This window comes from Amycolatopsis plumensis, from assembly GCF_042652605.1.
Lineage (GTDB): Bacteria > Actinomycetota > Actinomycetes > Mycobacteriales > Pseudonocardiaceae > Amycolatopsis > Amycolatopsis plumensis.
The window spans coordinates 738,408-756,559 of record NZ_JBHSJY010000001.1 but is presented as its reverse complement, the minus strand read 5'-3'; the positions used below and the strand labels follow the sequence as shown (position 1 = coordinate 756,559).

The 18,152-nt window shown below is 71.6% G+C and carries 14 protein-coding genes; 7 read left to right on the top strand and 7 right to left on the bottom strand.

Annotated features, from left to right (window positions below; translation table 11 throughout):
• Positions 1-2 precede the first annotated feature (2 nt).
• The 4 genes from ACFPLC_RS03625 to ACFPLC_RS03610 are packed head-to-tail and all read left to right on the top strand — an operon-like array spanning position 3 to position 6,655.
• A complete protein-coding gene (locus ACFPLC_RS03625; protein ID WP_378206651.1) occupies positions 3-1,346 on the top strand; it encodes an ABC transporter substrate-binding protein in 1,344 nt (447 codons plus the stop codon).
• Positions 1,343-2,887, top strand: a complete 1,545-nt coding sequence (gene arfA, locus ACFPLC_RS03620) for an arabinosylfuranosidase ArfA (protein ID WP_378206654.1) — start codon at positions 1,343-1,345, stop codon at positions 2,885-2,887. The genes ACFPLC_RS03625 and arfA overlap by 4 nt, the downstream gene beginning before the upstream one ends.
• A complete protein-coding gene (locus ACFPLC_RS03615) occupies positions 2,880-4,634 on the top strand; it encodes a glycoside hydrolase family 35 protein (RefSeq protein WP_378206657.1) in 1,755 nt (584 codons plus the stop codon). The genes arfA and ACFPLC_RS03615 overlap by 8 nt, the downstream gene beginning before the upstream one ends.
• 35 nt (positions 4,635-4,669) lie before the next feature.
• A complete protein-coding gene (locus ACFPLC_RS03610) occupies positions 4,670-6,655 on the top strand; it encodes an RICIN domain-containing protein (protein WP_378235691.1) in 1,986 nt (661 codons plus the stop codon).
• 67 nt (positions 6,656-6,722) lie between these two features.
• Here the strand turns inward: ACFPLC_RS03610 and ACFPLC_RS03605 are convergent, their stop codons facing one another.
• Complete coding sequence (locus tag ACFPLC_RS03605) at positions 6,723-7,058, bottom strand: DUF3140 domain-containing protein (protein WP_378206662.1); 336 nt, start codon at positions 7,056-7,058, stop codon at positions 6,723-6,725.
• Positions 7,059-7,233: 175 nt separating this feature from the next.
• Here ACFPLC_RS03605 and ACFPLC_RS03600 point away from each other — a divergent pair, with 175 nt between their 5' ends.
• Positions 7,234-7,959, top strand: a complete 726-nt coding sequence (locus ACFPLC_RS03600; protein ID WP_167385061.1) for an ANTAR domain-containing response regulator — start codon at positions 7,234-7,236, stop codon at positions 7,957-7,959.
• Here ACFPLC_RS03600 and ACFPLC_RS03595 read toward each other — a convergent pair.
• Positions 7,913-8,653: a maleate cis-trans isomerase family protein gene (locus tag ACFPLC_RS03595; RefSeq protein ID WP_378206665.1), complete on the bottom strand. Its 741-nt coding sequence runs from the start codon at positions 8,651-8,653 to the stop codon at positions 7,913-7,915. The two genes, ACFPLC_RS03600 and ACFPLC_RS03595, sit on opposite strands and share 47 nt — an antisense overlap.
• A 94-nt stretch (positions 8,654-8,747) precedes the next feature.
• Positions 8,748-10,250, bottom strand: coding sequence for a tannase/feruloyl esterase family alpha/beta hydrolase (locus ACFPLC_RS03590; protein WP_378206668.1), 1,503 nt, complete (start codon positions 10,248-10,250; stop codon positions 8,748-8,750).
• 151 nt (positions 10,251-10,401) lie between these two features.
• Between ACFPLC_RS03590 and ACFPLC_RS03585 the strand changes: the two genes are divergently transcribed.
• Both ACFPLC_RS03585 and ACFPLC_RS03580 read left to right on the top strand, forming a co-directional pair.
• A complete protein-coding gene (locus ACFPLC_RS03585) occupies positions 10,402-13,095 on the top strand; it encodes an ATP-binding protein (protein WP_378206671.1) in 2,694 nt (897 codons plus the stop codon).
• Between the two features lie 93 nt (positions 13,096-13,188).
• Positions 13,189-14,217 carry an alpha/beta fold hydrolase gene (locus tag ACFPLC_RS03580; RefSeq protein ID WP_378206674.1) on the top strand — a complete coding sequence of 343 codons (1,029 nt, stop codon included), beginning with the start codon at positions 13,189-13,191 and terminating at the stop codon, positions 14,215-14,217.
• 127 nt (positions 14,218-14,344) lie between these two features.
• Here the strand turns inward: ACFPLC_RS03580 and ACFPLC_RS03575 are convergent.
• The 4 genes from ACFPLC_RS03575 to ACFPLC_RS03560 form a co-directional block, all read right to left on the bottom strand.
• Positions 14,345-15,504, bottom strand: a protein-coding gene (locus ACFPLC_RS03575; protein WP_378208302.1) for an IS3 family transposase whose coding sequence is annotated in 2 segments (ribosomal slippage) — positions 14,345-15,223 and positions 15,226-15,504 — 1,158 coding nt in all. Because the reading frame shifts where the segments join, the coding sequence is not laid out codon by codon here.
• 30 nt (positions 15,505-15,534) lie between these two features.
• On the bottom strand, positions 15,535-16,674 hold the full coding sequence (locus tag ACFPLC_RS03570) for an IS4 family transposase (RefSeq protein ID WP_378235690.1): 1,140 nt from the start codon (positions 16,672-16,674) through the stop codon (positions 15,535-15,537).
• 128 nt (positions 16,675-16,802) lie between these two features.
• Positions 16,803-17,576, bottom strand: coding sequence for an alpha/beta fold hydrolase (locus tag ACFPLC_RS03565; RefSeq protein ID WP_378202266.1), 774 nt, complete (start codon positions 17,574-17,576; stop codon positions 16,803-16,805).
• Positions 17,576-18,007, bottom strand: coding sequence for an organic hydroperoxide resistance protein (locus tag ACFPLC_RS03560; protein ID WP_191314044.1), 432 nt, complete (start codon positions 18,005-18,007; stop codon positions 17,576-17,578). The genes ACFPLC_RS03565 and ACFPLC_RS03560 overlap by 1 nt, the downstream gene beginning before the upstream one ends.
• Between the last annotated feature and the right edge of the window lie 145 nt (positions 18,008-18,152).

The following is an 18,152-nucleotide window of genomic DNA, read 5'->3' as shown; positions in this document are numbered from 1 at the left end:
CGATGTCAAGAATCCGCACCCGCGTCAAGGCGGCCGCCGCCCTCGCGCTGGCCGCCGCGCTCGCGGTCGGCTGCTCGTCCGGGGGCTCGCCGTCCGCGCCCGCCGCCGCCACCGGCACCCAGGACTCCGTCGACGCCGCGCTGAAGGCCGGCGGGGAGATCACCTATTGGAGCTGGACCCCCTCGGCCAAGGACCAGGTGGCCGCGTTCCAGAAGGAATACCCGAACGTCAAGGTCAACTACGTCAACGCGGGGACCAACAAGGAGGAGTACACCAAGCTCCAGAACGCGATCAAGGCCGGCTCGGGCGCTCCCGACGTCGCCCAGATCGAGTACTACGCCCTGCCGCAGTTCGCGCTGACCGATTCGCTGGCCGACCTCAACCAGTTCGGTTTCGGGTCGTTCGAAAAGGACTACAGCGCCTCGACGTGGGCGCAGGTGAAGAACGGCAACGGGATCTACGGCCTCCCGCAGGACTCCGGTCCGATGGCCCTGTTCTACAACAAGGAGGTCTTCGACAAGAACGGCATCGCCGTGCCGAAGACCTGGGCCGAGTACATCGACGCGGCGAAGAAGCTGCACACGGCCGACCCCACCAAGTACATCACCTCGGACACCGGTGACCCCGGGTTCGTGCTGAGCATGATCTGGCAGGCCGGTGGGCACCCGTTCACCGTCGACGGCCGGAACGTGAAGGTCAACCTGGCCGACGCGGGCGCCAAGAAGTGGACCGCGATGTGGGACCAGCTGGTGCAGGGCAAGCTGCTCGCCCCGGTCAAGGAGTGGTCCGACGACTGGTTCCGCGCCCTCGGTGACGGCACCATCTCCTCCCTGGTCACCGGCGCGTGGATGCCGGGCAACTTCATCTCCTCGGTGCCCGGCGGCAGCGGGAAGTGGGCCGTGGCGCCGATGCCGACCTACGACGGGCAGAAGGCGGTCACCGCGGAGAACGGCGGCAGCGCCCAGTCCGTGGTCAAGCAGAGCAAGAACCCGGCGCTCGCCGCGGCGTTCGTGCGCTGGCTCAACCACGGCGGCGGTGTCCAGCCGTTCATCAAGAGCGGCGGCTTCCCGTCCACCACGGCCGACCTGACCTCGCCCGCGTACGTCGACGAAGCCGTGCCGTACTTCGGCGGCCAGAAGATCAACCAGGTGCTGACGCAGGCGTCGAAGGACGTCGCGCCGGGCTGGACGTACCTGCCGTACCAGACCTACGCCAACAGCATCTTCAGCGACACCGCCGGCAAGGCCTACCTGAACGCCACCCCGCTCGACGCGGGCCTGGCGGCCTGGCAGCAGGCCATCGTCGACTACGGCAACCAGCAGGGCTTCACGGTCAGCGCGGGATGACCGTCCACATCGAAGGTGACGCGGGCCAGGTCGTGGGCCCGGTCCCGCGTCGCCTCTTCGGCTCGTTCGTCGAGCACATGGGCCGGTCGGTCTACACCGGGCTGTACGAGCCCGGGCACTCCACGGCGGACGATCGCGGGTTCCGCGGCGACGTCCTGGAGCTGGTCCGGGAACTCGGGCCGACCGTGCTGCGCTACCCCGGTGGCAACTTCGTCTCCAGTTACCGCTGGGAAGACGGCGTCGGACCGGCCGAAACCCGGCCGGTCCGGCTGGACCCGGCGTGGCACAGCGTCGAGTCCAACCGCTTCGGCCTGCACGAATTCGTCGCGTGGGCCGAAGCCGCGGGTGCCGAGGTGATGTACGCGGTCAACCTCGGCACCCGCGGCATCCAGGAGGCCGCCGACGTCCTGGAGTACTGCAACCACGCCGGCGGGACGGAGCTGAGCGAGCGGCGGCGCGCGAATGGCGCCGACCGCCCGTTCGGCTTCAAGCTGTGGTGCCTCGGCAACGAGATGGACGGCCCGTGGCAGATCGGCCACAAGACGGCCGAGGAGTACGGCCGCCTGGCCGCGGAGACCGCCCGGCTGATGCGGATGATCGATCCGGACGTCGAGCTGGTCGTCGCGGGCAGCTCGCACGCCGACATGCCGACGTTCGGCTCGTGGGAGCGCACGGTGCTGCGCCACACGGCCGAGCTGGTCGACCACATCTCGCTGCACGCCTACTACCAGGAGCTGCACGGCGACACCGACAGCTACCTGGCCAGCGGGGCGGCGCTGGACCGCTACATCCGCACGACGGCGGGCGTCATCGACGCCACCCTCGCCGAGCTGGGCCTGGACAAGAAGATCGGGATCAGCGTCGACGAGTGGAACGTCTGGGACCTGCGCCGCTGGAACGAGGTCGACCAGGCCGAACTCGCCGCGGGCGGCTGGCGGCAGCACCCGCGGATCATCGAGGACACCTACACGGTCACCGACGCGGTCGTCGTCGGCTCGCTGCTGAGTTCCCTGCTGCGCAACGTCGACCGCGTCACCATGGCGAACCAGGCGCAGCTGGTGAACGTCATCGCGCCGATCCGCTCCGAGCCCGGCGGCCCGGCGTGGCGGCAGACGACGTTCCACCCGTTCCGGCAGGTCGCCGCGCTGGCCGGCGGGGCGAGCCTGCGCCTGGCCGTCGACGGCGACCGGCTCCGCACCGCGCAGCACGGCGAAGTCGACCTCGTCGACGCCGCCGCGACGGTCGAGGACTCCGGGCGCGGGGCGGTGTTCCTCACCAACCGCGCGACGGCGTCGCCGACCGAAGTCCGGATCCGCCTGCGCGGCGCCCGGTTCGGCGTCTACGCCGCCGAAACCCTGACCACACCGGACGGCGAGACCCGCCACACGGTGAACACCGCCGACGCACAACCGGTCCGGCCGGTGCCGCTACCCGGCGCCGTCGCGACGTCCGATCCCGGGGGGACCACCATCACCGTGACACTGCCACCGCTGTCCTGGACCGTGCTCCAGCTGACCCCCCAGGCGGGCCCGCATGCCTGAGTTCGCCATCGGGGAGCACGACTTCCTGCTCGACGGCCGCCCGTTCCGCATCCTTTCCGGTGCCCTGCACTACTTCCGGGTGCACCCGGACCTGTGGGCGGACCGGATCGACAAGGCCCGGCGGATGGGGCTCAACACCATCGAGACGTACGTGGCGTGGAACGCGCACGCCCCCGAGCCGGGCACGTTCGACCTGACCGGCGGGCTCGACCTCGACCGGTTCCTGCGCATGATCGCCGACGCCGGGATGTACGCGATCGTGCGGCCCGGCCCGTACATCTGCGCCGAGTGGGACAACGGCGGGCTGCCCGCGTGGCTGTTCCGCGACCCGACGGTCGGGGTGCGCCGGTACGAGCCGAAGTACCTCGACGCCGTCCGCGAATACCTGACGAAGGTGTACGAGGTCGTCGTCCCGCACCAGATCGACCGCGGCGGACCGGTGCTGCTGGTGCAGGTGGAGAACGAATACGGCGCGTTCGGCGACGACAAGCGCTACCTGAAAGCGCTCGCCGAGCACACGCGCGACTCCGGCGTCACCGTGCCACTGACCACAGTGGACCAGCCGACGCCGGAGATGCTGGCGGCCGGCAGCCTCGACGGGCTGCACCGCACCGCGTCCTTCGGGTCCGGCGCCGAGGCGCGGCTGGCCGTCCTGCGCGCGCACCAGCCGACCGGCCCGCTGATGTGCAGCGAGTTCTGGAACGGCTGGTTCGACCACTGGGGCGCGCACCACCACACGACCTCGGCCGCGGACTCGGCGGCGGAGCTCGACGCGCTGCTGGCCGCGGGCGCGTCGGTCAACCTCTACATGTTCCACGGCGGAACCAACTTCGGGCTCACCAACGGCGCCAACGACAAGGGCGTCTACCAGCCGCTGATCACCTCCTACGACTACGACGCGCCGCTGGACGAAGCCGGCGACCCGACGCCGAAGTACCACGCCTTCCGCGACGTGATCGCCCGCTACCACAAGGTGCCCGACACGGTCCCGCCGCCGGCGCGGCCCGCGCCGACGCCGTCCGGAGCGCTCGGCGACCCCGTCCGGCTGCTCGACGCCCCGGACCGCTGGGGGACCTGGGAATTCCACGAGGAACTGCCCGCGTTCGACGACCTCACGCCGATGCCGCAGCTCGCGCTGCTGCGCACGAGGATCGAAGGCGACCGGCCCGGCGTGCTGACCTTCGGCGAGGTCCGCGACCGCGCCACGGTGTTCTTCGACGGCGACCTCGTGGGCACGCTCAGCCGGGACCACCACGAGCGCGCGATCCCGCTGCCGCGCGCGGCCGGCGAGCTGCTGGTGCTGGTCGAGGACCAGGGCCGCGTCGACTACGGCCCGCGCATCGGCGAGGCGAAGGGCATCATCGGCGGGGCGGCGCTGCACGGCGAGCCGCTGACCGGCTGGGACGTGCTGCCGTTCGACCTGGCCAGGCTGCCTTCGCTGCGGCCCGACACGCCGAAGTCGGTGACGGGCCCGGCGGCCGGGCCGGCGGTGCTGCGCGCCGGGATCGACGTCGACGAGCCCGCCGACCTCTTCCTCGACACGGGGGAGTGGGGCAAGGGCGTCGCGTGGTTCAACGGGTTCGCGCTCGGCCGGTACTGGCGGCGCGGCCCGCAACGGACGTTGTACGTGCCGCGCCCGGTGGTCCGGGCCGGCGCCAACGAACTGGTCGTGCTCGAACTGGGCACGATGCTCGACCCCGCGGCCCGGTTCGTGCCGCGGCCGATGCTCGGCCACACCGAGGCCTGAAAAGTCCCCACCGCACACCGAAGGGCAGTTCGACGATGAACTTGCGGCGTTTGCTCACCGTCCTTTGTGTACCGATTGTTTCGACCGGGTTGGCGGTCGCGCCCGCGGAAGCGGCCACCGCGGTGACCGTGAAGCCGGACCCGACCTACCGGCAGCAGCCGTTCGACGGCTGGGGCGCGAGCCTGGCCTGGATGGCCGAGGCGACCGGCGGCTACCCCGACGCCGTCCGGAACAAGCTGGCGGACCTGGTCTTCGGGCCCGACGGGCTGAACCTCAACATCGCCCGGTTCAACGTCGGCGGCGGCAACGCCCCCGACGTCCCGTCGTACCTGCGTGCGGGGGCCGCGGTCCCGGGCTGGTGGAAGGCGCCGGCCGGCACCACCCGCGCCGACAAGGACTGGTGGACGCCGGGCGACCCGGCCGAGTTCGACCCGAAGGCCGACCCGAACCAGCGCTGGTGGGTCGACAAGATCAAGAACCGCGTCACGAAGTGGGAGGCGTTCAGCAACTCGCCGCCGTACTTCCAGACCGTGTCCGGGTACGTCTCGGGCGGCTTCAACGCCACCGACGAGCAGCTGCGCTCCGACAAGATCGGCGACTTCACCGCGTATATGACGCAGGTGGTGCGGACGCTCGAGAAGGCGCACGGCATCAAGTTCGCCTCGGTGAACCCGCTGAACGAGCCGAACACGAACTACTGGAAGACCACGCTCGGGGCCGACGGCAACCCGACCGGCGGCAGGCAGGAAGGCGCGCACATCGGCCCGGCGGTCCAGTCGCAGCTGATCCCGGCGATGGCCTCGGCCCTGAAGGCGGCCGGTTCGCGGGCGATCGTCTCCGCGCCCGACGAGACCAACCCGGACATCTTCGCCGCGGACTGGGCCGGCTGGTCGGCCGACGCCCGCGCGGCGGCGGGCCGGCTCAACGTGCACACCTACGGCACCGGCAACCGGCCGGTCCCGCGCGACCTGGCCAAGGGCGCGGAGAAGCCGTTGTGGATGAGCGAGGTCGGCGGCAGCTGGCTGGACCGCCAGGACTTCACCGACATGGACCCGGGCCTCGGCATGGCCAAGCAGATCACCGACGACCTGCGGCTGCTGGAACCGAGCGCGTGGGTCAGCTGGCAGCCGATCGAGGACTACAACAACATGAAGCCGGGCGGCGAGTCCGCGGCCGGGATGAACTGGGGCGAGATCCAGGTCCCGTTCGACTGCCCGAAGAACGCCACGCTGAAGACGTGCCAGATCAAGATGAACACGAAGTTCAACACGATGCGCAACTTCACCCACTACATCAAGCCGGGTGACCGGCTGATCGGCGTGAACGACACCGCGTCGACGGTCGCGATGCGCGGCGAGGACCTGGCCACGGTCGTGCACACCAACGCGGGCACCGACGACCAGGACGTCACGCTGGACCTGTCGGGCTTCCGGAACATCCGGCCGGGCGCGTCGGTGACGCCGGTCGTCACCGACGTCACCGGGGCGCTGAAGCGGGGCAAGCCGGTGAAGGTGACGTCTTCGCACGCCACGCTCCGGGTGCCGGCGCGCTCGGTGACGAGCTTCCTCGTCAACGGCGTCTCCTCGACGGCGGCCGGCACGGGCATCGGCTCGGGCAAGCCCGTCACGTTCACCGGCGTGCAGAGCGGCAAGTCGCTGTCGGCGGAGAACGGCGCGCTGGTGCAGCGCACGACGGACGCGTCGGCGCCGGCGCAGCGCTGGACGCTCACCGACCGCACCGGCCGCTACGGCAACCGCGATCGGTTCACCATCACCAACGCGGGCACGGGCCAGGTGCTCAGCACGTCCGGCGGCGCGGTGACGCTGGCCGCGGCGGGCGCGTGCGACCCGGCGTCGGAGTGGACGCTGTCCACGACCGGGGACGGCACGTGGACGTTCGTCAACGCGGCGAGCGGGCAGCTGCTCGACGTCACGAGCGAGTCCCGTGAGGACGGCGCCCGGATCGGCCTGTACAAGCCGACCAACGGCCCCAACCAGCGCTGGCAGGCCATCCCCCGCTGACCTGGTTCCCCGGGTCGTGAGTGGTAAGGCGGGTTCTAACCCGCCTTACCACTCACGACGGCTTGGGTCAGGCTGGTTTGAGCGGGTCGTGGCCGAGGGACATCAGGCGGTGGCGCCAGTGGGCCTCGCCCGCCGTCGGCTCCAGGTCGTCGCGGCGCTCCGAGAGCACCCGGTCGACCACCTTCCGCATCACGTCGGCGTCGTGGTCGTCCACGTCGGACCGCCGTTTGCGCAGGACGGCCAGGACCTGGTGCCCGGTCGGCGGGCCTGCTTCGTCGGGGAGCGGCTCGGTCTCCGGGCCCGCGTCGCGGGTGCGCAGCCAGTCCTCCAGCTCGCGCGAGGTCATGTTCACCACCCGGTGGAACTCCGCCCACAACTCGTCGTCAACAGCCGGATTGTCCATCTTCGGCGGCTACCCGGCGCGGCCTCCGCCAAACCGGGCTCCCCCGGCCGGTAGAATTCGTCCGGACCCGTTGAAACGCCAGCGGTGGTCTCTGTTGACGCTGCTGGCGAGCTCGATCCCGTGCTCGCCGCTTGACGCATGGGAGGGGTGGGCCTTGCCGACCACTGGCGACGGCATGGCGGAGCGGGTCGACGAGCTGAACGCCGTGCTGGCCGATCTCGTCGGGGTCCTCGAATCGATGTCCGACACGCCGGGCCTGCTCGACGCGGTCTGCGGCGAGGCGGTCCGGGTCGTCCCGGACGCGGACCTGGCCAGCATCATGGTCGTCCGCGACGGAGTGACGCAGACCGCGGCGTTCACCGACGAGCGAGCCCGGCGCATCGACGACGTCCAATACGCGGCAGGCGACGGTCCGGGCCTGCTCGCGGCGCTGACCGGTGAAGTCGTGCGGGTGGCCGTCGCCGAAACGGGTGACCAGTGGCCCGAATTCGTGGCCGCGGCCAAGGAACTCGGCGTGGGCAGCTACCTGGCGGTGCCGCTGCGGGTGGACGACACGCTGGTGGGCGCGATCACCCTGTTCGGTTTCGAGACCCACGGCTACCACGAGTTCGACACGAAGGTGTTGCGGCTGTTCACGTTGTGCGTGGAGACGGTGCTGCGGTTGACCCGCCGGTACCGCGAGGCGCGAAGACTCGCGGACGAGCTGCGCAACGCGATGGAGACGCGCGCGGTGATCGAGCAGGCCAAGGGCATGCTGATGCTGATCCACCGGGTCACCGAGGACGCGGCGATGCACCGGCTGATCGTGGAGTCCCAGCACACGAACATCAAGCTGCGGGACGTGGCGGCCCGGTTCACGAAGCGGATGAGCTCGGCGGACGGAGGCCCGGCCCGGCATTGAACAACGTCCCGAGTCCGTCCTGCGCCGGCGCGCCGCCGAGGGCGTCCCACACGGTGACCGCGGTCGCCGTGAGCACGGGTTTCCCCATCCGTTCGTCCAGTTCGGCGAGCAGCGGCGTGGTGTGCAGGGCGGTCTCGGGGACGAGCACCGCCTCGGCGTCCGGGTGGTCGGCCGCCACGGCGAGCTCGGTGATCCGGCGTCCGTCCCAGCCGGCGAGCGCGCGATCGGAGCCCGCGTCGGCCGAGACGGCGTGCACCGTGGTCACGCCGGCCTCGGCGAGGAAGGCGGCGAAGGCGCCGGTCAGGTCCGGGCGGTAGACGGAAGCGAGCGTGACGCGGTCGATGCCCAGCCGGTCGAGGGCGGCGAGGTAGGCCAGCGACGTGCTGCTCGCGGGGACGCCGAGGTGGCCGGTGAGCGCTCGCGCCTGGTCGCGGGCGCCGTCGAGGCCGTGGGTGAAACTGCAGCTGGAGCACGCCCAGCTCACGACGTCCGGAACGGCCGGGAAGGTGTCGGCGGCGGCGATGAGGTGTTCGGGTGTCCCGAGCACCCGCACCGCGTCGGCCGCGTCGAGCCCGTCCAGATCCCCTTCGACATAGGCGAAGTCGAGGCCGGGGGCGGGATCGAGCCGGCGGCAGAGAGCGGCGAAGTCGTCCTCGCCGCAGTCGCGGGTCGGGTACAGCAAGCCGATGTCCATGGTCCGCGGTTACCCGGATTTCGCCGCCACACCCAGCGCGTCCACGAAGGACCGCGGTCCGCGAGCGCCGGGGGAAGCGCTCGCGGACCGGGGATCAGCGGCAGCGGTAGCTCGACGCCGTGGCCGGGTCACCGCCGGTGTAGCGCGAAACCCGCGGGTACGGGCACAGGTTGCGCGTCTTGCCGTCCGCGGACGCCGCCGCCAGCGTGGCCGGCGCCTTGCCGTGCTCGACCCAGTCGACCAGCGCACCCAGCGCGTTCGTCGGCTCCGGGCCACCACCGCCGAAGCAGTGCTCGACACCCGGCGCGAGGAACAACCGGTAGAAGTCGTTCACCCGCCGCGGGCCGCCCATCGTCCGTTCGACCTGGGTGCGGTAGGACAGCGTGCCGCCCGGCGGGATCAGCTGGTCGTTCGCACCGACGAAGGTGATCAGCTTGCCGCCGGCGCGGCGGAACGCCGACAGGTCGGGGTCCGACGTGCCGATGACGTCGTCGTACTCACGCACCGACTGGCGGAACAGGGCCGCGAACTGCGCGTACGTGAGCTTCGAAGTGTCGAAGTCGGCCTGCTTCTCCAGGAACGACTGCACCCACTTGACGGCCACCGGGAAGCCGGGCGCGGTCAGCGTGCCGTCGGGACCGGGCTGGGTGCCGGCCAGCCACGTGAAGTCCGCGCCCTTCGGCAGCCCCGCCCACAGCCGGCGGCCGCGCTCGTCGGTCGGGCCGGCCCAGATCTTGCGGACGACCTCGGCGTCCGCGGCCGTGACGGTGACCTCGCGGCCGTCGCAGACCACCTTCGTCCCGACGAGGCTGCGCGGGTCGTAGCCGCACTCGTCCGGCCGGTCGACGATGCCGTTCGTCACGCCGTCGCGCGCGTCGCACGCCTGGACCGCGGCCGTGCGGAACGCCGAAAGCACGCACGGGCTAAGAAAGTCGTGACTCTGGTTCATGACGACCTGCGGCCAGAGGGTCGCGACCGCGAACTGCGTCCAGTCGACGGCGGGGGCGTTGGCCAGGATGCCGTCGAAGTCCCCGGGATATTTCTGGGCTTCGGAGTAGCCCTGGCGGCCGCCGGTCGAGCAGCCGGTCCAGTAGGAGTACGAGATCGGGCGCTGGTAGTGCCGCTGCGTGACGGCCTTGCCGAGCACGGCTTCTTCGTGCACCGATCGGGTGGCGAAGTTGGTCAGGAGCGTCTGGTCGACGTGGCCGTCCTTCAGCGCCCAGGACGTGTCGAGGCCGTCGAGGGAGACGCCCGCGTCGGTGGTGACGGCGGCGTAGCCGTCCTTGATCGCCTGCGGGAGCCCGTCGAAGTTGCCGGCGGCGTACGCACTGCCGCCGAGGGCCTGGAGCCGGCCGTTCCAGCCGGTGTCCGGCATGGCCACGGCGACCTTGACGTGGTCCGCGCCGGTGTGGGTGAGCGTGACGGTGATCAGGCAGTACGACGCCTGGGGCGCGGCCTGCACAGATTCGATCTTGGCGCCCGGCGGCGCGGGCACCGCGACGGCGGCGCACGAAGTCGGGGTTGCTGCCGAAGCGGCCGGCTGCGTGACGGTGGTCAGCAGGAGCGGCACGGCGGCAGCGAGAAGGAGGCTTCTCATCGGGTGTCTCGGCATGGGTCTCTCCGGTCGCTGGTCATTGCGGGGGAACGGTAGGGGCGCGGCCGCGGCCCCGGCGCCCGTCGGATGACGCTGCCGGCGTACGTCACTCGGCCGTGAGCTGCGGAAACGGGCGTTGGGTAAGGTCGTTTCCATGGCGCTGTGCGGACGGGACACCGAGCTGAAGGAGCTGGGCGAGCTCGTCGACGGCCCGGAGGACCGCAGCGGTGTCCTGATCCGCGGCGAAGCGGGCATCGGGAAGTCCGCGCTGGTGGCGTCGACGGCCGCGGCGGCGTCGGTGGCGGGGCTGCGGGTGCTGCGCACGACCGGAGCGGAGGCGGAGCGGAACCTCGCCTACGCCGGGCTGCACCAGCTGCTGTACCCGGTCCGGGCCGGCGTCGCGGAGCTGCCCGAGCCGCAGCGCGACGCCCTGCAGACGGCGTTGGGCCTGGCGGCCGGCGCGGAGCCGAGTGCGTACCTGGTCGGGCTGGCGGCGCTGACGCTGCTGGCCGAGGAGGCGGCGGTGAAGCCGCTGCTGCTGGTGGCGGAGGACGCGCATTGGCTGGACCGGGCGAGCGCGGACGCGCTGGCGTTCGTGGCGCGGCGGATCGAGACCGAGCCGATCGTCCTGGTGGCGACCCTGCGCGACGGGTTCGAGTCCCCGTTGGCGGACGCGGGCCTGGCGCCGATGGCGCTGGACCGGCTGCCCCCGGACGCGGCGGCCTCGCTGCTCGATTCGGTCGCGCCGAGGCTGGCCCCGGCGGTCCGGACGCGGTTGCTCGCGGAGGCGGCGGGATTGCCGCTGGCGTTGACGGAGCTGCCCTCGGCGGTGGCCTCGCTCGACGGGCTGGATCCGGTGCTGCCGCTGACGGAGCGGCTGGAGCGCACGTTCACGGCCCGGGTGGCGGCACTGCCGGAGGTGACGCGCACGGCGTTGCTGGTGGCGGCGCTGAACGAGACGACATCGTTGACAGAGACCCTGGACGCGACGAGCGCCCTGCTGGACGTCTCCGCCGATCCCGAGATCCTCGCGCCCGCCGTCGAAGCGCGGCTGATCGAGCTGTCCGCCGGGGCCGTCACCTTCCGGCACCCCCTCATGCGGTCCGCCATCCCCGCCTCGGCCACCCCGCTCGACCGCCGGAACGCGCACCTCGCCCTCGGCCGGGTCCTCCGCGACCAGCCCGACCGGCGTGCCTGGCACCGGGCCGCCGCCACCGCCGGGCCCGACGAGACCGTCGCCGCCGAACTGGAACGGACCGCCGAACGCGCCCGGTTCCGCGGTGGGGCCGCCGCCGCCATCGCCGCCCTCGAACAGGCCGCGCGGCTCAGCGACCAGCCGGACCGCCGGGCCGATCGGCTGCTGCTGGCCGCCGAACTGGCCGTCGAGTCCGGCCGTCGGGAGACCGCCGAACGCCTGGTGCACGCGGCAAGCCCCGCCGATCCCCGCCGCCGGGCCACCGCCGGCCGGTTGCTCAGCGAGTTCGAAGACGGCGTCCGCGAAGACCCGGCCCGCGTCGCCGAACTGGCCCGGACCGCCGCCTCCGTCGCGGACGACGGGCACCACGACGCCGCCATGCGGATCCTCTGGAGCGCCGCGATGCGCTGCTTCTGGACCGAGCCCGGCCCGCAAGCGCGGGGAGACCTCCTGGACGTCGCCGATCGGCTGCCCATCCCGAAGCACGACCCGCGGATCGTCGCCGTCACCGCCTACGTCGCTCCTTTCGAACGCGGCGAAGCCGTCCTGGCCCACCTGCGCGAGCTGGTCGCCAGGACCGGCGCCGATCCCGAGGTCGACCGGTACCTGGGCAGCGCCGCGCTGCAGGTCGGCGCCTTCGACCTCGCCGCCCGGTTCTCCGCCGCCGCGGCCCCCGGGCTGCGGGCCCAGGGCCGGCTCGGGCTGCTGCCGCGGGCGCTGGCCGTCCAGGCGTGGAGCCGCGTCCGGCTGGGTGACCTCGCCGGGGCCGTGCCCGCCGCGGCGGAGGCGGCGCGGTTCGCCCGGGAGACCGGACAGCCGTTCATGGCCGGGCTGGCCACGGCCGTCCAGGCCGAAATCGCCGCCCTGCGCGGCGACCACAAGCAGGCCAAGACCCTCGCCGACGAAGCCGAGCGCGCCGGGCTCGCGGCCGGTGCCCGGCCCGTCCTGGCCACCGTGCAGCTCACCCGCGGGCTGACCAACCTGAGCGAAGGCCGGTTCGAGGACGCCTTCGCCGACCTGCGCCGGCTGCTCGACCCGGCCGACCCCGCCTACCAGCTGGCGCTGCGCGCGTACTGCGTCGCGGAGCTCACCGAGGCCGCGGTCCGGGCTGGGCGGACCGGCGAGCTGCGGGACGTCGTGGCCGAACTCGAGCGCCTCGACACGCCGTCACCCGCGTTGCACATCGGCCTCCGGTACGCGCGGGCCGTGCTCGACCCCGGCGACGAACGGTTCGCCGAAGCCCTCGACGCCGACCTCGCCGGCTGGCCCGCCGAACGCGGCCGCGTCCACCTGGCCTTCGGCGAGTGGCTGCGGCGGCAGCGGCGGGTCGTCGAATCGCGGACGCACCTGCGTACCGCCCGCAAGACGTTCGACGCGCTCGGCATGGCCGCCTGGGCCGACCGGGCCCGCCGCGAGCTGCGCAGCGCGGGCGAGTCGAGCCCGAACCGCAGCCCGGACGCCCGGGACAAGCTGACCCCGCACGAGCTCAGCATCGCCCAGCTCGCCGCGGAGGGGCTGACGAACCGGGAGATCGGGCAGCGGCTGTACCTTTCGCACCGGACCGTCGGCACCCACCTGCACCGGATCTTCCCCAAGCTGGGCGTAAGCTCCCGCGCCGACCTCGCCGGGATGCTGAAGACCCTCGAAGGATGACGTACACCGGCTGCGTCACCTGACGGGCGCGAGGGTCACCAACCTGCTCCTAACGTCGTGAAAGTCCCACGGTCTTTCGCACAGGAGCAGCAGATGATCAGCAGGAGAAGGTTCGGGCAGGCGTTCGCGGCCGGGCTCGCGGCGACGTCCTTGGCGGCCTGCTCGTCCGGTACCTCCGCCGTCGCGCCCGCCGCGGCACCCGACCTGCGGGCCGGGTCCGGGGAGCACACCTCGCTCGGGCCGGTCAGGCAGGCCGACGCCGGGGCGCTCACCATGGCCTACCACGAGTTCGGGCCGGCGACCGGGCAGCCGGTCGTGCTGCTGCACGGCTGGCCGTACGACCCGCACAGCTACGTCGACGTCGCCCCGATCCTGGCCGGCGCCGGCTACCGGGTCATCGTCCCCTACCTGCGCGGATACGGCCCGACGGCGTTCAAGTCCGCCGAGACGGTCCGCAACGGCCAGCAGACGGCCGTGGCGCTCGACGTCATCGCCCTGCTGGACACGCTCAAGATCGGCAAGGCCGTCTTCGGCGGCTACGACTGGGGCGGCCGGACCGTCGACATCATCGCCGCGCTGTGGCCGGAACGCTGCCAGGCGATCGTGGCGGTGAGCGGGTACATCGTCACCAACCTGGCGGCGAACCAGCAGCCGCTGGCCCCAGCCGCGGAGCTGGGCTGGTGGTACCAGTACTACTTCGCGACCGAGCGCGGCCGCGCCGGCTACGCGGCCAACCGCCACGACTTCAACAAGCTGATCTGGAAGACCGCGTCCCCGGCCTGGAACTTCGACGACGCGACGTACGACCGCAGCGCGGCGGCGTTCGACAACCCGGACCACGTCGCCATCGTCATCCACAACTACCGCTGGCGCCTGAGCCTCGCCCCGGGCGAGCCGCAGTACGAGGCGTACGAACGCAAACTGGCGGCCGGCGCGACCATCGGCGTCCCGTCGATCACGATCGGCAGCGACTTCGACGGCGCGGCCAAGGACGGCACGGCCTACCGCGCGAAGTTCACCGGCAAGTACGAACACCGGATCTACGACGGCATCGGCCACAACGTGCCGCAGGAAGCACCCCGGCCGTTCGCCCAGGCGATCATCGACGCCGCCCACCTCTGACGCTCGTGAGTGTTTAGGCGGGTTCTAACCCAATGCCACTTAGCTTGTGTTGATCATGCGGCGGTGGTGAGGGTGATGGTGGCGGGGGGGCTGCCCAGACTTCGGTTGACACCGGAGCTGACTATTTTCAGGCCGCTGCTGCGGCTGTGTAGATGGTCTCAAACTCGACTGGGGTGAGCTTGCCCAGGGCGCGTTGCCGGCGTTTGCGGTGGTATTTCGTCTCGATCCAGGACACGATCGCCAACCGGAGCTCCTCCCGGGTGCGCCACCGCCGGGTATCGAGAACGTTCTTTTGCAGCAATGAAAAGAACGATTCCATCGCGGCATTGTCACCGCACGCACCGACCCGCCCCATCGACCCGGTCAGCCCATGAGCGTGCAGCAGGCGCCGGTAGGCCGCTGATCGGAATTGGGCTCCGCGGTCGGAGTGGACCACGACGCCGTGTGGCTCGCGCAGTGCGATGGCGTTGCGCAGCGCGCCAACGGCGAGTGAGGCTCGCATGTGGTCGGCGATGGAGTACCCGACGATCTTGTTGGAGTAGCAGTCCTTGACCGCGCAGAGATACAGCTTGCCCTCGCCGGTGGGATGCTCGGTGATGTCGGTCAGCCACTTGGTGTTCGGTGCGGCGGCGGTGAAGTCGCGGCGGACGAGGTCGTCGTGCACCGGCGGCCCCGCCTGACGTGTACGGCCTTTCTTCTTGGCGTGCAGCGAGAAGATCTGCTGCATCGAGCAGATCCGCCACACCCGGTTCTCCGACGCGGCGAAGCCCTGTCGGGCGAGCTCGTCGGCGATGAACCGGTACCCGTCCGCCGGGTCATCGGCATGGATCTTCAGGGCGGCGTTGATCAGATGCGCGTCGTCGAAGTCGCGCTGCGAGACCGGGGACGAACACCACTGGTAGTAGGCCTGCCGGGAGAACCCCAGCACCCTGCACGTCACCGCGACCGGCACCCGCACGGGGGCGCCGGCCGCGGCCAGTTCACGGACGAGCGGGAACGCTATTTTCCCGGCAGGTTGCCCTGCGCGAGATAGGCTGCGGCCTTGCGCAGGACCTCGTTCTCCTGCTCCAGCAGCCGGTTCCGCTTCCGCAGTTCCCGCAGCTCGGCGGACTCGTCCCGGGTTACGCCGGGCCGCGCGCCGTCCTCGACGTCGGCCGAGCGCAGCCAGTTGGCCAGGCACGATTCGGAGATCCCGAAGTCTTTGGCGACCTGCTTCAACGGGGCCTCGCCGCGACGGGCCACGGCGATGACGTCGTCACGGAACTCGCGGGGGTAGGGCTTGGGCACGGTGACATCCTTCCAGGTGAGGCTGAAGCCTCACAGGTGAGGTGTCAACCAGACCCTGGGCAGACCCATTTCCTGGCGGATCATGTCCGGGCTTTTCGATCGCAGGACCCGGCCGGGGCCGCGGAGGTGGGTTTTGAGCTGGTCGTTGCCGGTCTCGTGCTCCCAGCGCTGGTGGTAGGCCTGGGCGAGTATCTCGGCCGGGGCGTCGGCGGGATCGCCGATGGTGGTGATCACGCGGATCACCTCGTCCGGGTCGGGTCCGCGGTCGGGCACGGTGTACTCGATCACGCGCACCACGGTCGCCTCGGCGGGGTCGAGGTCACCGCCGTCGCGGGCGGTCTGCAGGATCTCGGCGCGGCGGGTGGTGCTGCGCACGGTCTTGTTGATCAGTACCGACAGGTAGGATCCGTCGTCCAGATCCATCAGCTTCGGGGTCTTCACCGTGGCGGGCAGCCGCCAGAGCAGGGCCGCGCCGGTGGCGGCCGCCTTGCTCCAGTCCTGGTAGCTGTAGAAACCGGAATCGGCGATCAGCAGCCAGTCCTCGGCCAGTGCGGGCCAGAGCCGGCGGGCCAGGGTCTGTTCGCCCTGGCGCTTCCCGCCGGTCCCGCGCCCGCCGATCCGGGTGGCCACGACTGCGTGGGAGGCGCACTCGGCGATGGTCAGTACCCGAACCTTTGCAAACGCGGATGCTTTCTCGCCGGTGCCGCCGGAATACCCGAACTCGGCGACGTTGGCGTCGGTGTCGGGGGCGTCCCACTCGAATCCGTCGATGCTCATCAGCCGCCATGGCCCCAGAAACGCGCCCTGGGTCAGCTCATCGGCTACCGGGACCGCGACCGTGTCGAACACCTCCGCCAGCGGCTCGGCGCCCAGCCGCTGGCGGGCCTGGGTGATCCCGCCTGTGGTGGGAATGTCCCAGCCCGGATCCCAGCATCCCCACGAGGCCAGCGTGCCGGCGAGGCGGGTCATGACCTCTTCGTAATCGTCGTCGGCGAACAACGACAGCGCCATCGCGTAGTACACCATCACGTGCGGGGGCAGTTTCCCGCCGGAGCGCTTCGCGCCCCGGCGGGTCACCGCGATCGCAGTGTCCACCGCGTCCCGTGGCACCGCCGTGGCCAGCACCCCCACCGACATCGAGTCCGCCCACCCGCCACCAATCCCGCTCACGGCAGCGACACTAACCAGCCAACCGACACCGCCAGAAGCACCACACCGACCAGCACAACATCAACTTAAGCTAAGCGGCATTGGGTTCTAACCCGCCTAAACACTCACGACAAGCCGCGGGAGACTGCTTAACGCGTTGCTCGGTGGATCGCGTCGACCACGGCGCCGGGGGCCGCCGAAGCGATCGCGTGTGGCGAGTCGACCTCGGTGATCGACGCGTGCGCGCGCCGGGCCTCGAAGCGTTCCGCCGCCGGGGGAATCGCCTGGTCGCGGGTCGCCACCAGGGCGTACTTCCGGATGCCCGCCGGCGCCGTCGCGGTGATCTTCTCGTCGAAGGCCGCGGCCAGGATCGGACGCTGGCCCGCCGCCGCGACGGCCGTGTCGAGTTCCGGGAGTCCGGCGGCGAACAGCGCGGGGTAGCTCGCCGCGTTCACGAACAGCTCCGGGCCCACCGCGTGCGTCGTGGCCGGCCCGATGAGCGACCCGGGGAACTGCGCGTTCAGCTGCCCGGCCGTCTCACCGGCCTCCGGGATGAACGCCGCCGCGTAGACCAGGGCCCGCACGTCGGCCGTCCGGCCCGCCAGCTCGCTGATCAGCAGGCCGCCGTAGGAGTGCCCGACGAGGATTTTCGGGCCGGGCACCGCGTCCAGCACCCCCTGCAGCGAAGCGACGTCGGCGGCGACCCCGCGCAGCGGAACCGCGGGCGCGATAACCGGGTAGTGCTCGGCCAGCAGCCGCCGGGTGACCGGCGTCCACGCGGACGCGTCCTCGAACGCGCCGTGCACCAGCACGACCGTCGGCTTCGGCCGCGCGGCGACCTCGGCGGACCCCGGGGAGGCGGCGGTGAGCACACCCGCCCCGGCGACCGCCGCGGCCGCCAGGGCGGTGAGTGCGCGCTTCATCAGGCGACCGTCGCGTCGAGGGTGACCTCGATGTTGCCGCGGGTGGCCTTCGAATACGGGCACACCTGGTGCGCGCCCTGCACCAGGTCGTCGGCCGTGGCCTGGTCGATGCCCGTCGCCTCCAGGTGCAGCACGGCGCTGAGCCGGAACTCGCCCGCCTCGGTGTCGTGGTGCAGGGTCACCTCGGCGACCACGGCGAGGTCGTTCAGCGGCACCTTCTTCGCGCCCGCGACCCGGCGCACGGCCCCGACGAAGCAGGACGCCCAACCCGCCGCGAACAGCTGCTCCGGGTTGGTGCCGTCGCCCGCGCCGCCGAAGGCCTTGGGCACGGCGAGGGTGACGTCGAGCGCACCGTCGTCGGAGGTCGCGCGGCCGCCGTTGCGGCCCTCCGCGGTGGAGGTGGCGACGGCGGTGTAGGTCACTTCGGACATGTTGTTCCTAATCAGTTCTGGGAGTGGGCTGTCGGGCACACTCCTGGTGGTAGCTGGCCGGTGGGTGAGCACTCGGTGTTCCTGGATCCGTGAGTCCTGCTGAAAGACAGTGCCCCTGCCGGTGGGCCGGGAGAGTTGATCGCTG